We start from the raw sequence: 13,519 nt of genomic DNA on the forward strand, positions 1-13,519 counted from the left end.
GCCACGGTCCGCTCGATCAATGTGGGGCCCGAATTTGTCGTCGCCGGCGAGGACAAATTCAGGCGCCACATTGATCGAGGCGCTCCACCTCGAATTCACGCACAGGAAGGCTCGTGCACAGGAAGGCTCGTGCACAGGAACGCTTGTGCACAGGAACACCTTCCAGTACATTTGCAACGTAGGACATCATACGTCTTATGTGTCACTCGGGAATGGCATCGACGCCCTCCCGTTCGGTCTTATGTGAGGAGGGAGCATGGACGCTCCGGGACTCGGCGGCCTGAATTGGGCCGTGATCATCATCTATCTGCTGGCCACGCTGGGAATCGCGGTGTGGTTCACCCGTAAGGCGAGCGCCGGAACCGACTCCTTCTTCAAGGCCAATGGGCGCATCCCGGCCTGGGCAGCGGGCTTCAGCATCTATGCGACGACTCTGTCCGCCATCACCTATATGTCCACACCAGAGCAGGCCTTCCTCAAAGACTGGTCCTATGCGGCAGGCAATATCGCCATCTTCGCGATCGTCCCCCTGCTCGTTCTGTTCTACATCCCCTTCTTCCGCAAGCTCGACGTCACCACCGCCTATGAGTACCTCGAGGAACGCTTCGGACCCACCATCCGAGTTCTCGGGTCGGTCCTGTTCGTGCTCTTCCACATCGGTCGCGTGGCCATCGTGATCTACCTGCCCACACTGGCAATCAGCTCGGTCACCGACATCAGCCCCGTCCTGGTCGCCGCCGCGGTCGGCGTGCTCTCCGTGATCTACACGTTCCTCGGCGGCATTGAAGGCGTCATCTGGTCAGATGTGGTCCAAGGCATCATCCTCCTCGTCGGCGCCGCCGTGATCCTCATCTTCGGCGTCGCAGCACTTGATGGAGGTCTGGCCACGGTAGCCGCCGATGCGGCGGCAGACGACAAGTTCATCTCGGCCGACAACTGGAAGTTCGGTGGAGCGGCAGCGGCCATCCCGATCGTCTTCCTCGGCTCGGTCTTCAACAACCTCCACCAGTACACCGCCAGCCAGGACGTGGTGCAGCGCTACCAGACGACCGATTCGCCCAAGAGCACCATACGTTCCTTGGCCGTCAACGGCTTCCTGGCCCTGCTGACCATTCCCCTGTTCTATGGAATCGGCACCGTCCTCTACAGCTACTATCAGCACGCCGAGGCTCTCCCCACCGATTTCAACACATCCGCGCTGGTGCCCTACTTCGCCGTCACCGCGTTGCCGGCAGGCATTTCGGGTCTGCTGATCGCCGCGATCTTCGCTGCCGCGCAGTCGACGATCTCCTCGAGCCTGAATTCGATCTCTGCCTGCGTCACCGTCGACATCCGTGATCGGTTCTTCCCACTCAAGGGTGGCCAGGCTCGAACCGGAGTCGGCTTCGCCCGCCTGACCATCGTCATCGTCGGGGCGATCTCGGTGGCGGTGGCCCTCTACCTGTCCGCGACCGACCAGGCCCAGACCTGGGACCTCTTCCTGTCCATCACCGGACTGTTCGGGGTTCCACTCGCCGGTGTCTTCGCACTCGGAATCTTCACCAAGCGAGCCAATTCCGCCGGCGTGCTCAGCGGACTGGTACTCGGCGCCGGACTCGCCTGGTACGTCCAGGACATCGCGGGCCTGACCCCGTTCGCCGTCTCCGCAGTCGCCTTCATCGGAGCCCTCATCTTCGGCTATGTGATCTCCCTGTTCACCGGGACCCGAACAGGCCGGGACGACCACGATGTGACGGCCCTGACGATCTATGGCAAACGTGCTCAGTACACACGTCGCACCTCAACCTCCCCGGCGACAGCCTCGGCGGGCGACAGCAACAACATCAAGCAAGGACACAGTAATGAGTGAATTCCACGGCATCATCCCCCCGCTGCTGACACCGCGCACCGAGCGCGGAGAGCTGGACTTCGAGGGCATCTCCGCCCTTGTCGACCACCTCGTCGAGGGTGGGGTGCAAGGCATCTTCGCCCTCGGCTCCTCCGGCGAGGTCCCCTACCTTACCTCGAGCGAACGCGAGCAGGTGCTGCGCACAGCCCTCGACGCGACGCAGGGACGGGTTCCGGTGCTGGTGGGGATCAGCGAACAGTCCACGAACCGCGTCCTCGACGAGGCCGAGCGGCTCCTGTCGATCGGCGGAGACGCCGCGGTGGTCACCACCCCCTTCTACGCACTCTCGGACGCGGGCGAGATCGAGCAGCATTTCCGCACGGTCGCCGAGCGGGTCGATGTTCCGGTCTTCGCCTATGACATTCCCGTGCGCACCCATTCCAAGCTGCCTCACGAGGTCACGGTCCGGCTTGCCCATGAGGGCATCCTGGCCGGCGTAAAGGACTCCTCGGCCGATGACGTCGCCTTCCGTCGGCTGCTGCTTCAGACCCGGGACCTGAACGAGTTCGCGGTCTTCACCGGCCACGAGGCGGTCGCCGACGGCGCACTCCTCGGCGGCGCCGCCGGGATCGTTCCCGGACTGGGCAACGTGGATCCTGCCGGTTACGTTCGCCTCTACAACGCTGCCCAATCCGGCGACTGGGCCGCTGCCGCATCCGAGCAGGACCGCTTGGCACGGCTGTTCGAGATCACCAGTGCCGCCACCCCCGGACGTGTGTCACCCGGTGCCGCCGGCCTCGGCGCGTTCAAAACTGCACTGCAGGTCATGGGCGTCATCGGCTCCAATCGCATGACCGAACCGATGCTGGCACTCAACGACGCAGAGGCCCGGCGGGTCAGGGAGGTCATCTCCGCCGAGGGGCTTCTGTGACCTCGACCGCCGTCGTCGCCGTCGATGTCGGCGGCACGAAGATCCGCGCCGGTTCGGTCATCGACGACACCGTGGGTCATATCCGGGAGGCGCCGACCCCCGCGACCCAGGGTCGAGTGGCCGTCCTGGATTCCATCGCCGAGGTGGTCCGTTCAGTACTCCGGGACACCGAGGCTGAAGTGCCCGGCAGTGCCACCCTCCGGTGGAGGCTCGGAGTCGGATCGGCCGGAGTCATCGACCCCGAGACGGGAACAGTGGTGTCAGCGACCGACTCGCTTGCCGGCTGGGCAGGGACGCTGTTGACCGCCGAACTCACCGATCGCCTCGGATTCGAAGCTCGGGCCGTCAATGACGTCCATGCCCATGCTCTCGGCGAATCGTTCGCGGGAGCGGCCCGAGGCACCCGCAGCTCACTGCTCGTGGCCGCGGGAACGGGAATCGGCGGTGGCTTCATCACCGAAGGACGTCTGCTGACCGGGCGCGCCTCGGCGGCGGGCCACATCGGTCACATCCCCGTCGCTGCCGCCCAGGGGCTGCCCTGCCCCTGCGGCGGGGAGGGACACGTCGAGGCAATCGCCTCGGGTCCCGCAATCCTCGCGGCGTATCGTCGTGCCGGCGGTGGTGCCGGCTCACGCTCGAGCGTGGCCTCCGCACGGAACGACGTGTCCTCGACTCGTCAGCTGGCAGAAGCCGCACGCTCTGGCGACGCGATCGCGCAGCAGGCTTTCGCTCAGGCGGGGCGCGCGCTGGGATCGGCTCTGGGCGGATTGGCCAATGTCCTGTCCCCAGAGGCCATCGTCATCGGCGGTGGCCTCGCGGGAGCCGGAGATCACTGGCGGCAGCCATTGCGTGAGGCCTTCGAGTCCGAACTCATCCCCGCCGTTCGCGGGCTTGAACTTCGCCCGGCAGAATTGGGGCAGGACGCCGCTCTGCTCGGAGCGGCCAGTCTCTGGTCGACAGACACCGGGTCGACAGACACCGGGGAAGCATGCACCAATGAGGAGACAGAGTGATGTTCACCAAGCAGGAGATCTGCGATGTCCTTCGGGGCAGCCTCATCGTCTCGGCCCAGGCCTATCCCGGAGAGCCCATGCGCGACCCCCGCACCACGGCTCAGGTCGCGGCGTCCGTCGTGGCCGGCGGTGCCGCGGCAGTGCGTGTTCAGGGCCTCAGCGACATTCAAGCCACGCGCTCCGCGGTCGAGACACCGGTCATCGGCCTGTGGAAGGACGGTGCTTCTGAGGTCGTCATCACTCCCACGTATCAGCACGCGTACGCCGTGGCACTGGCCGGAGCTCACGTGGTGGCCCTGGACGGCACCCGGCGGCAGCGTCCGGACGGTCTCACCCTGACTGAGACCATCGACCGCCTGCATGAGGAGACGAATGCGCTGGTCATGGCCGACTGCGGCAGTCTCGACGATGCTCGCAGTGCGACTGAGGCCGGTGCGGACTTCATCGGCACCACCCTCGCTGGCTACTCGGGCGAGCGCCCGAAGACGACGGGTCCCGACCTTGAGCTCCTGCAGCAGATCCGGGAGGCAGAACTGGGCCCGATGCTCGTCGGCGAAGGCCGCATCCACTCACCGTCTGACGCGGCATCAGTACTGGCAGCCGGCGCCGAGGCGGTGGTGGTGGGAACGGCGATCACCCACCCAGCCACGATCACATCGTGGTTCGTCGACGCCTGCGAAACGTCGTGACGGCAGCGGCGGGCTGACGGTCGCAGCTCGGGCTGCGGCTCAGAGCCTCTGCTGGTCCAGCTTGCTTGCGTAGGTCTGCCGGTAATAGTCGCCGAGCTGCAGTCGCGAGGCGGCCGCGTCGTCGACGAGGACCGTGGCATGGGGATGCATTTGGAGCACGGTTGCCGGCCACATCGATGAGATCGGTCCCTCCACCATCTGGTGCACAGCCTCCGCTTTCTGTCCGCCGGTGGCGATGAGCATGAGGTGACGAGCCTCCATGATGGTGCCGAGTCCCTGGGTCAGGCAGTGCTGCGGCACCTGATCGACCTCATCGTCGAAGAAGCGGGCGTTGTCGATCCTGGTCTGGTTGGCCAGCGACTTGACGCGGGTGCGTGAGGCCAGGGATGATCCGGGCTCGTTGAAGGCGATGTGACCGTCGGTGCCGATTCCGAGGATCTGCAGATCAATTCCTCCAGCCTCGGCGATGGCACGGTCATAGTCCGCCGAGGCGGCAACGAGGTCCGCGGCTGTGCCGTCCGGGCCTTGGACGGCGTCGTCGGCGAAGTCGACGCGAGAGGCGAATTCCGTGTCGATGACATTGCGGTAGCACTGCGGATGCGAGGCGGGAAGCCCGACGTACTCGTCGAGCATGAATCCGCGCACCTCGGCGAACGACAGTCCATTCTGTTCGTGGCGTCGGGTCAGTTCATCGTAGACACTGAGTGGACTCGACCCGGTGGCCAGGCCGAGGACAGGCGCGGGAACGCTCCGCAGAAGTCTCTCGATGGCATCGGCCACCAGGGTTGCCAGCTCTTGGTCCTCGGCGATGATGACTTCCATCAGTTCTCCACTTTCTGTGTGCTGTGTTCTGCCTGACTAAAGGTCCTCGACGATGCTGGCTCAGTTGACGTCTCGGTCGAGGGCGCGGGCGATCGGATCGTAGTGGACTGTGATCGCTGCGTGGAAGGCTTCGACGTCTCCGGCTTGGGCGGCTTCGAGCATCTGCCCGTGCGCTCTGGCCGTCTGCTCCAGATCGGCCGCGACTGCGACGTTGAGTCGTGGCAGCACTGCCGTGTGCACATCCCAGAAGGCGGCCACGAGCTGTCCGACGAGCGAGTTGTCCAAGGCCTCCAGCAGCCCCGTGTGGAAGGCCCGATCCTGTTGGGGAAATGACTTCCCGTCCTGCGCCATGGCCACCATCTCGTCGACCAGACCCGAGAGCTTGGGGTTCGTCGTGCCCGCCAGGCTGGTGACGATCGCCTCTGCCATTCCGAAGTCGAGGGCTGCACGGACTTCGACGACGTCTCGCAGGGCCCGCAAGTCATCGCCGGGGCTGAGCACCCCGCGAAAGACCAACGCTTCGACAAGTGCGTCCAGCGACATTTCTCCGACGTAAGTGCCGTGCCCGTGTCGGACGTCGACGATGTCGAGAGTCGAGAGCTTGCGGATGGCTTCCCTGACATTCGATCGGGAGACGCCGAGGCGGTCGCACAGTTCTCCCTCGGTGGGCAGGAGGTCGCCAGGGCGAAGTCCGTCTGAGAGGATGACATCCTTGATCCGATCGGAGGTCGTCGTCTTCTGGCTCATCGTTGATGTTCCCGTCATAATCGCCCTCCACCGATAGATCCGCACCGAGGTTCCAGTATACGTCTGACATCTGATGTACTTCCACAGAACGGAGAAATCGTGCGACTGTCGCTTGCACTCCTCGTCGCCGCCCTGGTGCTGGCCGTCACCCGTCCCCGCAGTGAGCCCGCGAAGAAGCCCGACTAGCTCAACCCGACACCACCACAGCCACTCAGAGCCCGCGGGAGATGAGTTCCTTCATGATCTCGTTCGTGCCGCCGTAGATCTTCTGCACTCGGGCATCGGCATACATGCGAGCGATCGGGTATTCGAGCATGTATCCATAGCCGCCGAAGATCTGCAGGCAGCGATCGATGACATTGGCCTGGGCATCCGTTGCCCAGTACTTGCCGGCCGAGGCTTGTTCGGTCGTCAGACGTCCGTCGATGTGCAGCTGGGTGAGGTGGTCGACGAAGGTCCTGGTCGACAGCGCCTCTGTCGCGCATTCGGCGAGGACGAACTTCGTGTTCTGGAACTTGAGGATCGACTGCCCGAACGCTTCACGCTCCTTCGCGTACGCCACTGCCTCCCGCACGGCGGCCTCGGTCGTCGTCGCCCCCGCCACGGCAATCGCCAGACGCTCCTGCGGCAGCTGCTGCATGAGCTGAAGGAACCCGCGCCCCTCGACCCCACCGAGGACGTTGTCGACAGGCACGCGCATGTCTTCGAAGAACAGCTCCCTGGTGTCCTGGCCGCGCTGGCCGACCTTGTCGAGGACGCGTCCGCGGGAGAATCCCGGCAGATCGGCCACCTCGGCGACGATGAGGGAGACTCCTTTGGCACCGGCATCCTCACTCGTGCGGGCAACGATGACGACGATGTCTGCGTGGGTGCCATTGGAGATGAAGGTCTTCGAGCCGTTGATGATGTATTCATCGCCATCGCGCACGGCCTTCGTCTTCACGCTCTGCAGGTCCGATCCGGTCCCGGGTTCGGTCATGGCGATCGCCGCGACCAGTTCGCCCGTGGCCATGCGCGGCAGCCATTGCTTCTTCTGCTCCTCGGTACCGAAAGCGTTGATGTAGTGGGCGATGATCGTGGAGTGGACGCTGTTGCCCCAGGCCGCATCGCCGGCGAATCCCTGCTCCTGCAGGATGATCGCCTCGTGGGCGAAGGTGCCGCCGCCTCCACCGTATTCTTCGGGAATGGAGATGCACAGCAATCCCGCATCTCCGGCCCGATTCCACAGTTCGCGGTCGACCTGGTGGTCGTCGATGAACGTGTGCTGGTTGGGCACGATCTCTTTGTTCATGAAGTTGCGCACGAGTTCGCGCAGGTCGTCCGTCTCCTGCGTTTCCCAGGTTCCGCGGTATCCGTCGAGAATCATTGTTGCTCTCCTTTGTGGTGTGTTCGCCGTCGTTGCGAGAGATCACCCGGGACCGCAGTGATCAGCTGGAGTCTCAGTCGGTCAGTTGGGGACTGCGGCTGGGGCCGTGGCCTCAGCGACGGGCTCGAAGGGCAGGTCGTGGGCGTGGGCGAGTTCCATCCATTCGCTCGTGGGCTTTGCGGCGAAGGCTGCCTCGAGGGTTGCGCTGTCACTGCCGACGTGCTGAGCCAGAGCCTGAACGAAGACGGGCTCGATGCAGCCGATGGCGATCACTCCGTCTGCGGTGTCATAGGTCCGGTAGAACGGGGAGCCTCCACCCAGCGGGCCTCCGGGTGAAGTAAGTCCGTGCCGGGCCGGCCCTGCGGCCCAGGCTGCGGCGTCATCGAGGACGACTCGGCGCACGATACCGGTGCTCTTGCCCTCGGTCTGCGACTCGCGTTGACGCAGGCCGGCCAGTGCTGCGGTCGCAGCGTTTTCGCCGCCGAGAACATCGGCCACCGGGATCCTGGGAGTGCTGCCGGGAACCAGCGTTCCGTGGGCGGCCTGATAGGTGAGGTCATGTCCGGGAACGTTCGCCCGCTCCCCCGCGAACCCGACGATTTCGACGTGGACGAGGCCATATCGGCTGACGATGCCGGGCAGTCCGAGTGACTCGGCAGCGCGCGGTCGCATCGCGGTGATGAGGATATCGGCGACTGCGGCGAGTGCGTCGAGCTGTGCGATCCCCTCGTCGTCCTTGAGGTCGATCGTGACGACCTCGTGGCCTTGGGACAGCTCCTCGTAGTAGGCGGGCACGACCTGAGCGACCGGATCACCCGAGGGCGGCTCGACCTTGATGACCCGAGCCCCGAGCGCCGACAGGCGGGCAGCGGCGAAGGGTCCCGGCAGGTTGACCGCCAGGTTGATGACCGTGACTCCGGCCAGCGGTTCGCGATCGTTCATTGAGTTTCCTCCCGTTGCACAGAGACGAATGTTTCGCCCCTATTGAATGACTGTATAATCTATTGAAAGATTGTTCAATGCTGTGCATGCGAGAATTGCCGGGGACAGCCGAGAAGAACGGAACGAGACTGTGTCGGATGAGATTGCAGCGACTGACGACCAAGGCTTTGCCGACGACGAACACACAGACCTCACGAGTCGCGCCCGCATTCGCAACGCCGCCCTCCACCAGTTCGCGGTCAATGGGTTCGCCGGCACACCGCTGCGCGCCATCGCATCAGAGGCTGGCGTTGCCATCGGCCTGATCGGTCACTACTTCGGGTCGAAGGAAGGCGCACAGGACGCGGTCGAACAGTGGATCGTGGGGCTCTTCGCAGCCGCACTCGATCGCGCCGACGCTCGCTCCGGCGACAGTGTCGCCGACGTCACGGCTCGCGATGACACCGTGGCACAGATGCTCAACGACAACCCGCTCGTCGTCGACTACCTGCGCCGCCAGATCGTGGAGTTGCCGTCCAATGGAACGCTCATCTCACGTCTGGCGTCTCTGACTTTGGAGAGTATCGACACCATGCGCCGGTCCGGGCATGCCTCAGCCAACCGCGACCGCGTCGAGCAGGTCGTGACCGCCATGGTGCGTCAGCTCGGCCGGCACTTCATGCAGCCACTCGTCGATCAGATCGTCGACTCGTTCCCCGCAGATGAGCGGCCTACCAAACATCCCGAACTGAGAGTCGAGGTCAAGTCCGCGCAGTGAGCGAGGGGCGGCCCGTGGGCCGCTCCCCTTGCGCGGCGGCCTCGCCCCTCGCGCGGCAGCCTTGATCACGACTAGAGTGGATGAGCAACAGAAGTTGTAAGAAGCAGCGGACCCACAAAGCTCGGAGCAGCCATGGAAATCCTCACCGGCGGCGTCATCGCCGTAGTGATCATCGTCCTCATCCTCGCCGTACTGCTGTTCGGCAAGCTGAGGACCAGCATGTTCTTCACCGTCAAGACGCAGGAGAACGTCGTTGTCGAACGGTTCGGCAAGTTCAAGAAGGTCGCAAAGCCGGGCCTGAACTTCAAGATGCCCCTCGTCGAAACCACCAGCAAACCGGTCTCACTGCGAGTCCAACAACTCGAGGTCAACATCGAGTCGAAGACGAGCGACAACGTCTTCGTCACAGTCCCCGTGGCCGTGCAGTACGTCGTCGAGGAAGACAACGTCACCGACGCCTACTACAAGCTGGCGAACTCCGAGGAGCAGATCCGGTCCTACGTCTTCGACACCGTGCGCTCCGCCCTGTCGGGACTAACCCTGGACACGGCCTTCGAGTCGAAGGACGACATCGCCGAGAACGTCGAACGTCGCCTCTCGGAGTCGATGCGACGGTACGGGTTCAAAATCGTGAGCACCCTGGTCACAGACATCACCCCTGACTCCAAGGTCCGCGACTCCATGAACTCGATCAACGCCGCGCAGCGTGACAAGGTCGCCGCGCAGTCGCTGGCCGAGGCCGACAAGATCAAACGAGTCACCCAGGCTCAGGCCGAATCCGAGGCGATGCGCCTGCACGGTGAAGGTGTGGCCGCCCAGCGCAAGGCCATTGCCGAAGGCATCGCCGAACAGTACTCGAAGCTGCAGGAAGTCGGCATCGACAGGACCGCCGAACAGCTGCTGATGATGACCCAGTACTTCGACACCATGCAGAACGTCGCCCAGGAGGGCCGCTCGAACGTGCTGTTCATGCCCTCAAACCCGGGCGGCCTGGGCGAGATGACCCAGGAGATCAGGAACACCCTGTTTGCGGCCAATGCCTCCGAGGACGCAGCGAAGACCGAGGGCCTGCACGGTGCAAACGGACCTCAGTCTCAGAAGCAGGCCGTGTCGAAGGCAGCGCAGAGCGCACCCACTGATGCCCAGTCGGCGGTGAGTCGCGCCCGCGACGCCTTCGGACCAAGCACGGACAATTCAGGTTCGATGACCGACGACTCCTGAGGCGACCACCTCACCGCACCGAGAACACTCCAACGGGCGCCAGCGCACTTTGTTGCGCTGGCGCCCGTTCGCGTGCTCAGAGGCACAGCCCCAACCTCCGTTGACATGGAAAGACGTCTCGAATAGTGTTCTAACAACTGATATACGTAGAGGTATTCATAAGTACGCAACTTTTCGGGAGCTCGATGATGCGCCGTCCCCGCAGGCCCGCCTGCAGCAAACCACAGCGAACCCTGCTGGCAGGCCTCGCGTCCCTTGTCCTGCTCAGTGGCTGCGCCGCCCAGGCGGACAGCCCTGATGACGTCACCCTGGTCATGGCGGACTCGTTCCCGCAGACGCACCCGCTCGCCCTGGGCGGAACGAACGAACTGATCGACACCCTCCAATCCGATGAGGCCAAGGCCCTGGGAATCGACCTTGAGTACTACGCCAACGGCCAGCTCGGCGATCAGAAGGACATGGTCAGCATCCTCCGCTCGGGAGTCGCCGACATCGCACCTGTCTCACCGGCCTATGTCGGCCCCGAGCTCCAGCTCTCGAACATCGGCGACCTCCCCGGCTACGTCGGCAATGCCCACGCCGGCGCATCGGCGATCATGGACCTGCTCGACGACGACGGCATCCTCTACCGCACCGAATGGAAGCCACGCGGGATCCGCGCCCTCTGGGCGGCATCGATCCCCCACTACGAAGCGATGACCGCGAACATCCAGGTCACCGAGCCCAGCGACATGGCCGGAGCCACCATCCGCAGCACCGGCGGTGCAGCAGACCGAGCAGTGGACTTCGTCGGCGCCGCGGGAGTGTCCATGCCCTTGGGCGAGATGTACGAAGCGATCTCACGCGGCACGGTCGACGGGACCCTGGCCAGCCCGGTCTCCGTCGCCTCCTATCGGCTCGGAGAAGTGCTCGACTACTCGACCAACGGCGCCCGCCTCGGCGCGTTCACGGTCACCTATGCGGTGTCGATCGACACCTGGGACCAGCTCAACGACCAACAGCGCGAGTTCATCACCCAAGCTTCAGCGACTGCCCAAAAAGGTGCCGCCACTCAGGTCGAGAAGGCGCAGATCAAGGGCCTCAATCAGATGAAGGACGAGGGCGTGGAGTTCCACGACGTCACCGATGAGGAACGAGGGATGTGGAACAAGATGGTCGAGCCCGTCATCGACGGCTGGAGCCATGACCTCGAAGAACGCGGGCTCCCCGCCGCCGAGGTGGTCGAGGACTATGAGACCGCGATCGCCAGATACGACAACGACGAGCCCACGGCCGAGTGAGGATCTGACCATGCCCGATTTCACATCCGTCTTCCGTCCGCTGACCCAACTGCCCGGATACCGATCAGGTGAAGCACCCCTGCCCCTGCGACGAATCCAACAGACGATCACGATGATCTCCTTCCTCATCTCGGCAGTGATCCTGACGGTCATGTCCGTCCTCACCGGCATCGAGGTCTTCATGCGCTACTTCTTCGACCGACCGCTGGGGTGGAACGTCAACTTCACCGAGCAGTATCTGATGGTCGGCCTGGCCTTCTTCGGCGTCACCGTCGCCTACCGGTTGGCCGGCCACGTGGCCGTGGCCTCCATCTACGATCGGCTTCCTGACCGGACCAAGAAGCTCGTCCAGCTCCTGTCCCAGGCGGTGATCATCACGGCCGTGCTTCCGGTTCTGGTCAATGGCGCAGTCGCCGCCGGAATCTCCTTCGGACTCAACGAGACTCCAGCGGTGGGCGGTTCTGAACTGCCGCTCAACTATGGGTTGTGGAAGTCGCTGGTGCCGATCGGCAGCGCCCTGTTCATCGCCACTGTCCTCATCGACTTCGTTCGCGAGCTCTGCTCCGACTGGAGCGGCCCGATCACCGATGTCACCCGCCCGAACCGGCAGACCGAGACCGAAGGTGGAGCACTCTGATGACCATCGCACTGATTCTGCTCCTGCTCCTTGTCCTCATCGTCATCGGCGTCCCGGTCTCGTTCGCGATTCTGGCGACGGGAGTCGTCGGCCTGCTCTCCCTCGGCGGTTTCGAACTCCTCAACGGGGTCTCTCAATTCGCACCCGCCTCGGCGGTGATGAGCTATTCGCTGTCTGCCGCGCCCCTGTTCATCTTCATGGCCAACCTGGTGCTGAAATCCGGGCTCGTGGACAACCTGTTCACGGCCGCACGCGTCATCGTCGGCCGGGCCAAAGGCGGCACGGGTGTTGCCTCGGTCGCCGCCGGAGCGATCTTCGCTGCCGTGTCGGGCTCGAGCACCGCCTCGGCGGCCACACTGGGCCAGACCTCCACCGTGAAGATGATCGATGAAGGCTACGCCCCGAAGACGGCCTCCGGCCTGGTCGCCGTCGTCGGGACGCTGGCCGCGATGATTCCGCCCTCGATCATTCTGGTCTTCTATGCGGTGACGGCCGATATCGGAGTCGGCGATGTGCTCATCGCCGGGATCATCCCCGGCCTCATCATCGCGACCGTCCTCATCGTCACGATGTACATCACTGGGCTGTCGAACTCGTCGGCGATGCCCGGTGGGGTGCCGACGACGATGCGGGAGAAGTTCGGCGCCGCGGTCAACGCCCTTCCCGTTCTCGCCCTGTTCGCCGTCGTCATCGGCCTGGTCTTCTTCGGCATCGCAACCCCGACCGAATCGGCGGCCATCGGCTGCATCGCGGCCTTCATCCTCCTCTGCATCCGCAGGAAGGCCAGTCTCGAGAATCTGGTCGCCGCATTCGTCGAAACTACGAAGACGAGTGCGATGATCCTGGCCATCATCATGGGTGCGGAGATCTTCGGACACTTCCTCGTCGAAACCCGCGTGGCACCGAACCTCGTCGACTGGATGTCCGGCCTGCCTATTTCGCCGTTCGCCGTCATGCTCATCATTTCGCTGTTCTATCTGATCCTCGGCTTCTTCCTCGATCAGATCGCCATCCTGGCCCTGACGGTCCCCGTGGTGCTGCCGCTGGTCGAACAGTTCGGCTACGATCCCGTCTGGTTCGGCATCTTCATCGTTCTCCTCGCCGAGATCGGGCTGGTGACTCCGCCCATGGGCCTCAATGCGTTCGTGGTCGCACGATCGGCGGGTCGACCGGTGGGTGAGGTGTTCCTCGGCGCAGTTCCCTACCTCGTGGCGATGCTCATCGTCGCTTTCGTGTTCCTAGTCTGGCCGGAGATCGTCCTCTGGTTCCCCACTTACATGAAGTGA

13 protein-coding genes are annotated in these 13,519 nt (G+C 64.1%); 9 read left to right on the forward strand and 4 right to left on the reverse strand.

The features are described 5' to 3' along the window. Nucleotides 1-256: 256 nt before the first annotated feature. From BLT92_RS06195 to BLT92_RS06210, 4 genes are read left to right on the forward strand one after another with little or no spacing between them, the layout of a single operon-like run. The gene (locus BLT92_RS06195) at nucleotides 257-1,849 is read left to right on the forward strand and encodes a sodium:solute symporter family protein (RefSeq protein WP_092104101.1); all 1,593 of its coding nucleotides are present in this window, start codon (nucleotides 257-259) and stop codon (nucleotides 1,847-1,849) included. Then, nucleotides 1,842-2,759, forward strand: coding sequence for a dihydrodipicolinate synthase family protein (locus BLT92_RS06200; RefSeq protein WP_092104103.1), 918 nt, complete (start codon nucleotides 1,842-1,844; stop codon nucleotides 2,757-2,759). The genes BLT92_RS06195 and BLT92_RS06200 overlap by 8 nt, the downstream gene beginning before the upstream one ends. After that, on the forward strand, nucleotides 2,756-3,772 hold the full coding sequence (locus tag BLT92_RS06205) for an ROK family protein (RefSeq protein WP_092104105.1): 1,017 nt from the start codon (nucleotides 2,756-2,758) through the stop codon (nucleotides 3,770-3,772). The genes BLT92_RS06200 and BLT92_RS06205 overlap by 4 nt, the downstream gene beginning before the upstream one ends. Continuing rightward, nucleotides 3,772-4,461 (forward strand): N-acetylmannosamine-6-phosphate 2-epimerase, encoded by a 690-nt coding sequence (locus BLT92_RS06210; protein ID WP_092104106.1) that lies wholly within the window; start codon nucleotides 3,772-3,774, stop codon nucleotides 4,459-4,461. The genes BLT92_RS06205 and BLT92_RS06210 overlap by 1 nt, the downstream gene beginning before the upstream one ends. Nucleotides 4,462-4,500: 39 nt before the next feature. Here the strand turns inward: BLT92_RS06210 and nagB are convergent, their stop codons facing one another. From nagB to BLT92_RS06230, 4 genes are all read right to left on the reverse strand, one after another. Further along, nucleotides 4,501-5,283 (reverse strand): glucosamine-6-phosphate deaminase, encoded by a 783-nt coding sequence (gene nagB, locus BLT92_RS06215; RefSeq protein ID WP_092104108.1) that lies wholly within the window; start codon nucleotides 5,281-5,283, stop codon nucleotides 4,501-4,503. Nucleotides 5,284-5,343: 60 nt separating this feature from the next. Continuing rightward, nucleotides 5,344-6,048 carry a FadR/GntR family transcriptional regulator gene (locus BLT92_RS06220; RefSeq protein WP_197679674.1) on the reverse strand — a complete coding sequence of 235 codons (705 nt, stop codon included), beginning with the start codon at nucleotides 6,046-6,048 and terminating at the stop codon, nucleotides 5,344-5,346. Between the two features lie 193 nt (nucleotides 6,049-6,241). Beyond that, complete coding sequence (locus BLT92_RS06225; RefSeq protein WP_092104109.1) at nucleotides 6,242-7,396, reverse strand: acyl-CoA dehydrogenase family protein; 1,155 nt, start codon at nucleotides 7,394-7,396, stop codon at nucleotides 6,242-6,244. Nucleotides 7,397-7,477: 81 nt separating this feature from the next. Beyond that, the gene (locus BLT92_RS06230; RefSeq protein ID WP_092104111.1) at nucleotides 7,478-8,338 is read right to left on the reverse strand and encodes a CoA transferase; all 861 of its coding nucleotides are present in this window, start codon (nucleotides 8,336-8,338) and stop codon (nucleotides 7,478-7,480) included. Nucleotides 8,339-8,468: 130 nt separating this feature from the next. Here BLT92_RS06230 and BLT92_RS06235 point away from each other — a divergent pair, with 130 nt between their 5' ends. The 5 genes from BLT92_RS06235 (at nucleotide 8,469) to BLT92_RS06255 (ending at nucleotide 13,519) form a co-directional block, all read left to right on the forward strand. Next, nucleotides 8,469-9,095: a TetR/AcrR family transcriptional regulator gene (locus BLT92_RS06235; RefSeq protein WP_231939056.1), complete on the forward strand. Its 627-nt coding sequence runs from the start codon at nucleotides 8,469-8,471 to the stop codon at nucleotides 9,093-9,095. Nucleotides 9,096-9,227: 132 nt separating this feature from the next. After that, entirely contained in the window at nucleotides 9,228-10,316 is a 1,089-nt protein-coding gene (locus BLT92_RS06240) for an SPFH domain-containing protein (RefSeq protein WP_092104113.1), read from the forward strand. A 185-nt stretch (nucleotides 10,317-10,501) separates the two neighbouring features. After that, nucleotides 10,502-11,596: a TRAP transporter substrate-binding protein gene (locus tag BLT92_RS06245; protein ID WP_092104115.1), complete on the forward strand. Its 1,095-nt coding sequence runs from the start codon at nucleotides 10,502-10,504 to the stop codon at nucleotides 11,594-11,596. Nucleotides 11,597-11,606: 10 nt separating this feature from the next. After that, complete coding sequence (locus tag BLT92_RS06250) at nucleotides 11,607-12,233, forward strand: TRAP transporter small permease (RefSeq protein ID WP_157691350.1); 627 nt, start codon at nucleotides 11,607-11,609, stop codon at nucleotides 12,231-12,233. Beyond that, on the forward strand, nucleotides 12,233-13,519 hold the full coding sequence (locus BLT92_RS06255; RefSeq protein ID WP_092104119.1) for a TRAP transporter large permease: 1,287 nt from the start codon (nucleotides 12,233-12,235) through the stop codon (nucleotides 13,517-13,519). Before BLT92_RS06250 ends, BLT92_RS06255 begins: the two co-directional genes overlap by 1 nt.

It is taken from the genome of Brevibacterium picturae (genome assembly GCF_900105045.1).
Classification (GTDB): Bacteria; Actinomycetota; Actinomycetes; order Actinomycetales; family Brevibacteriaceae; genus Brevibacterium; species Brevibacterium picturae.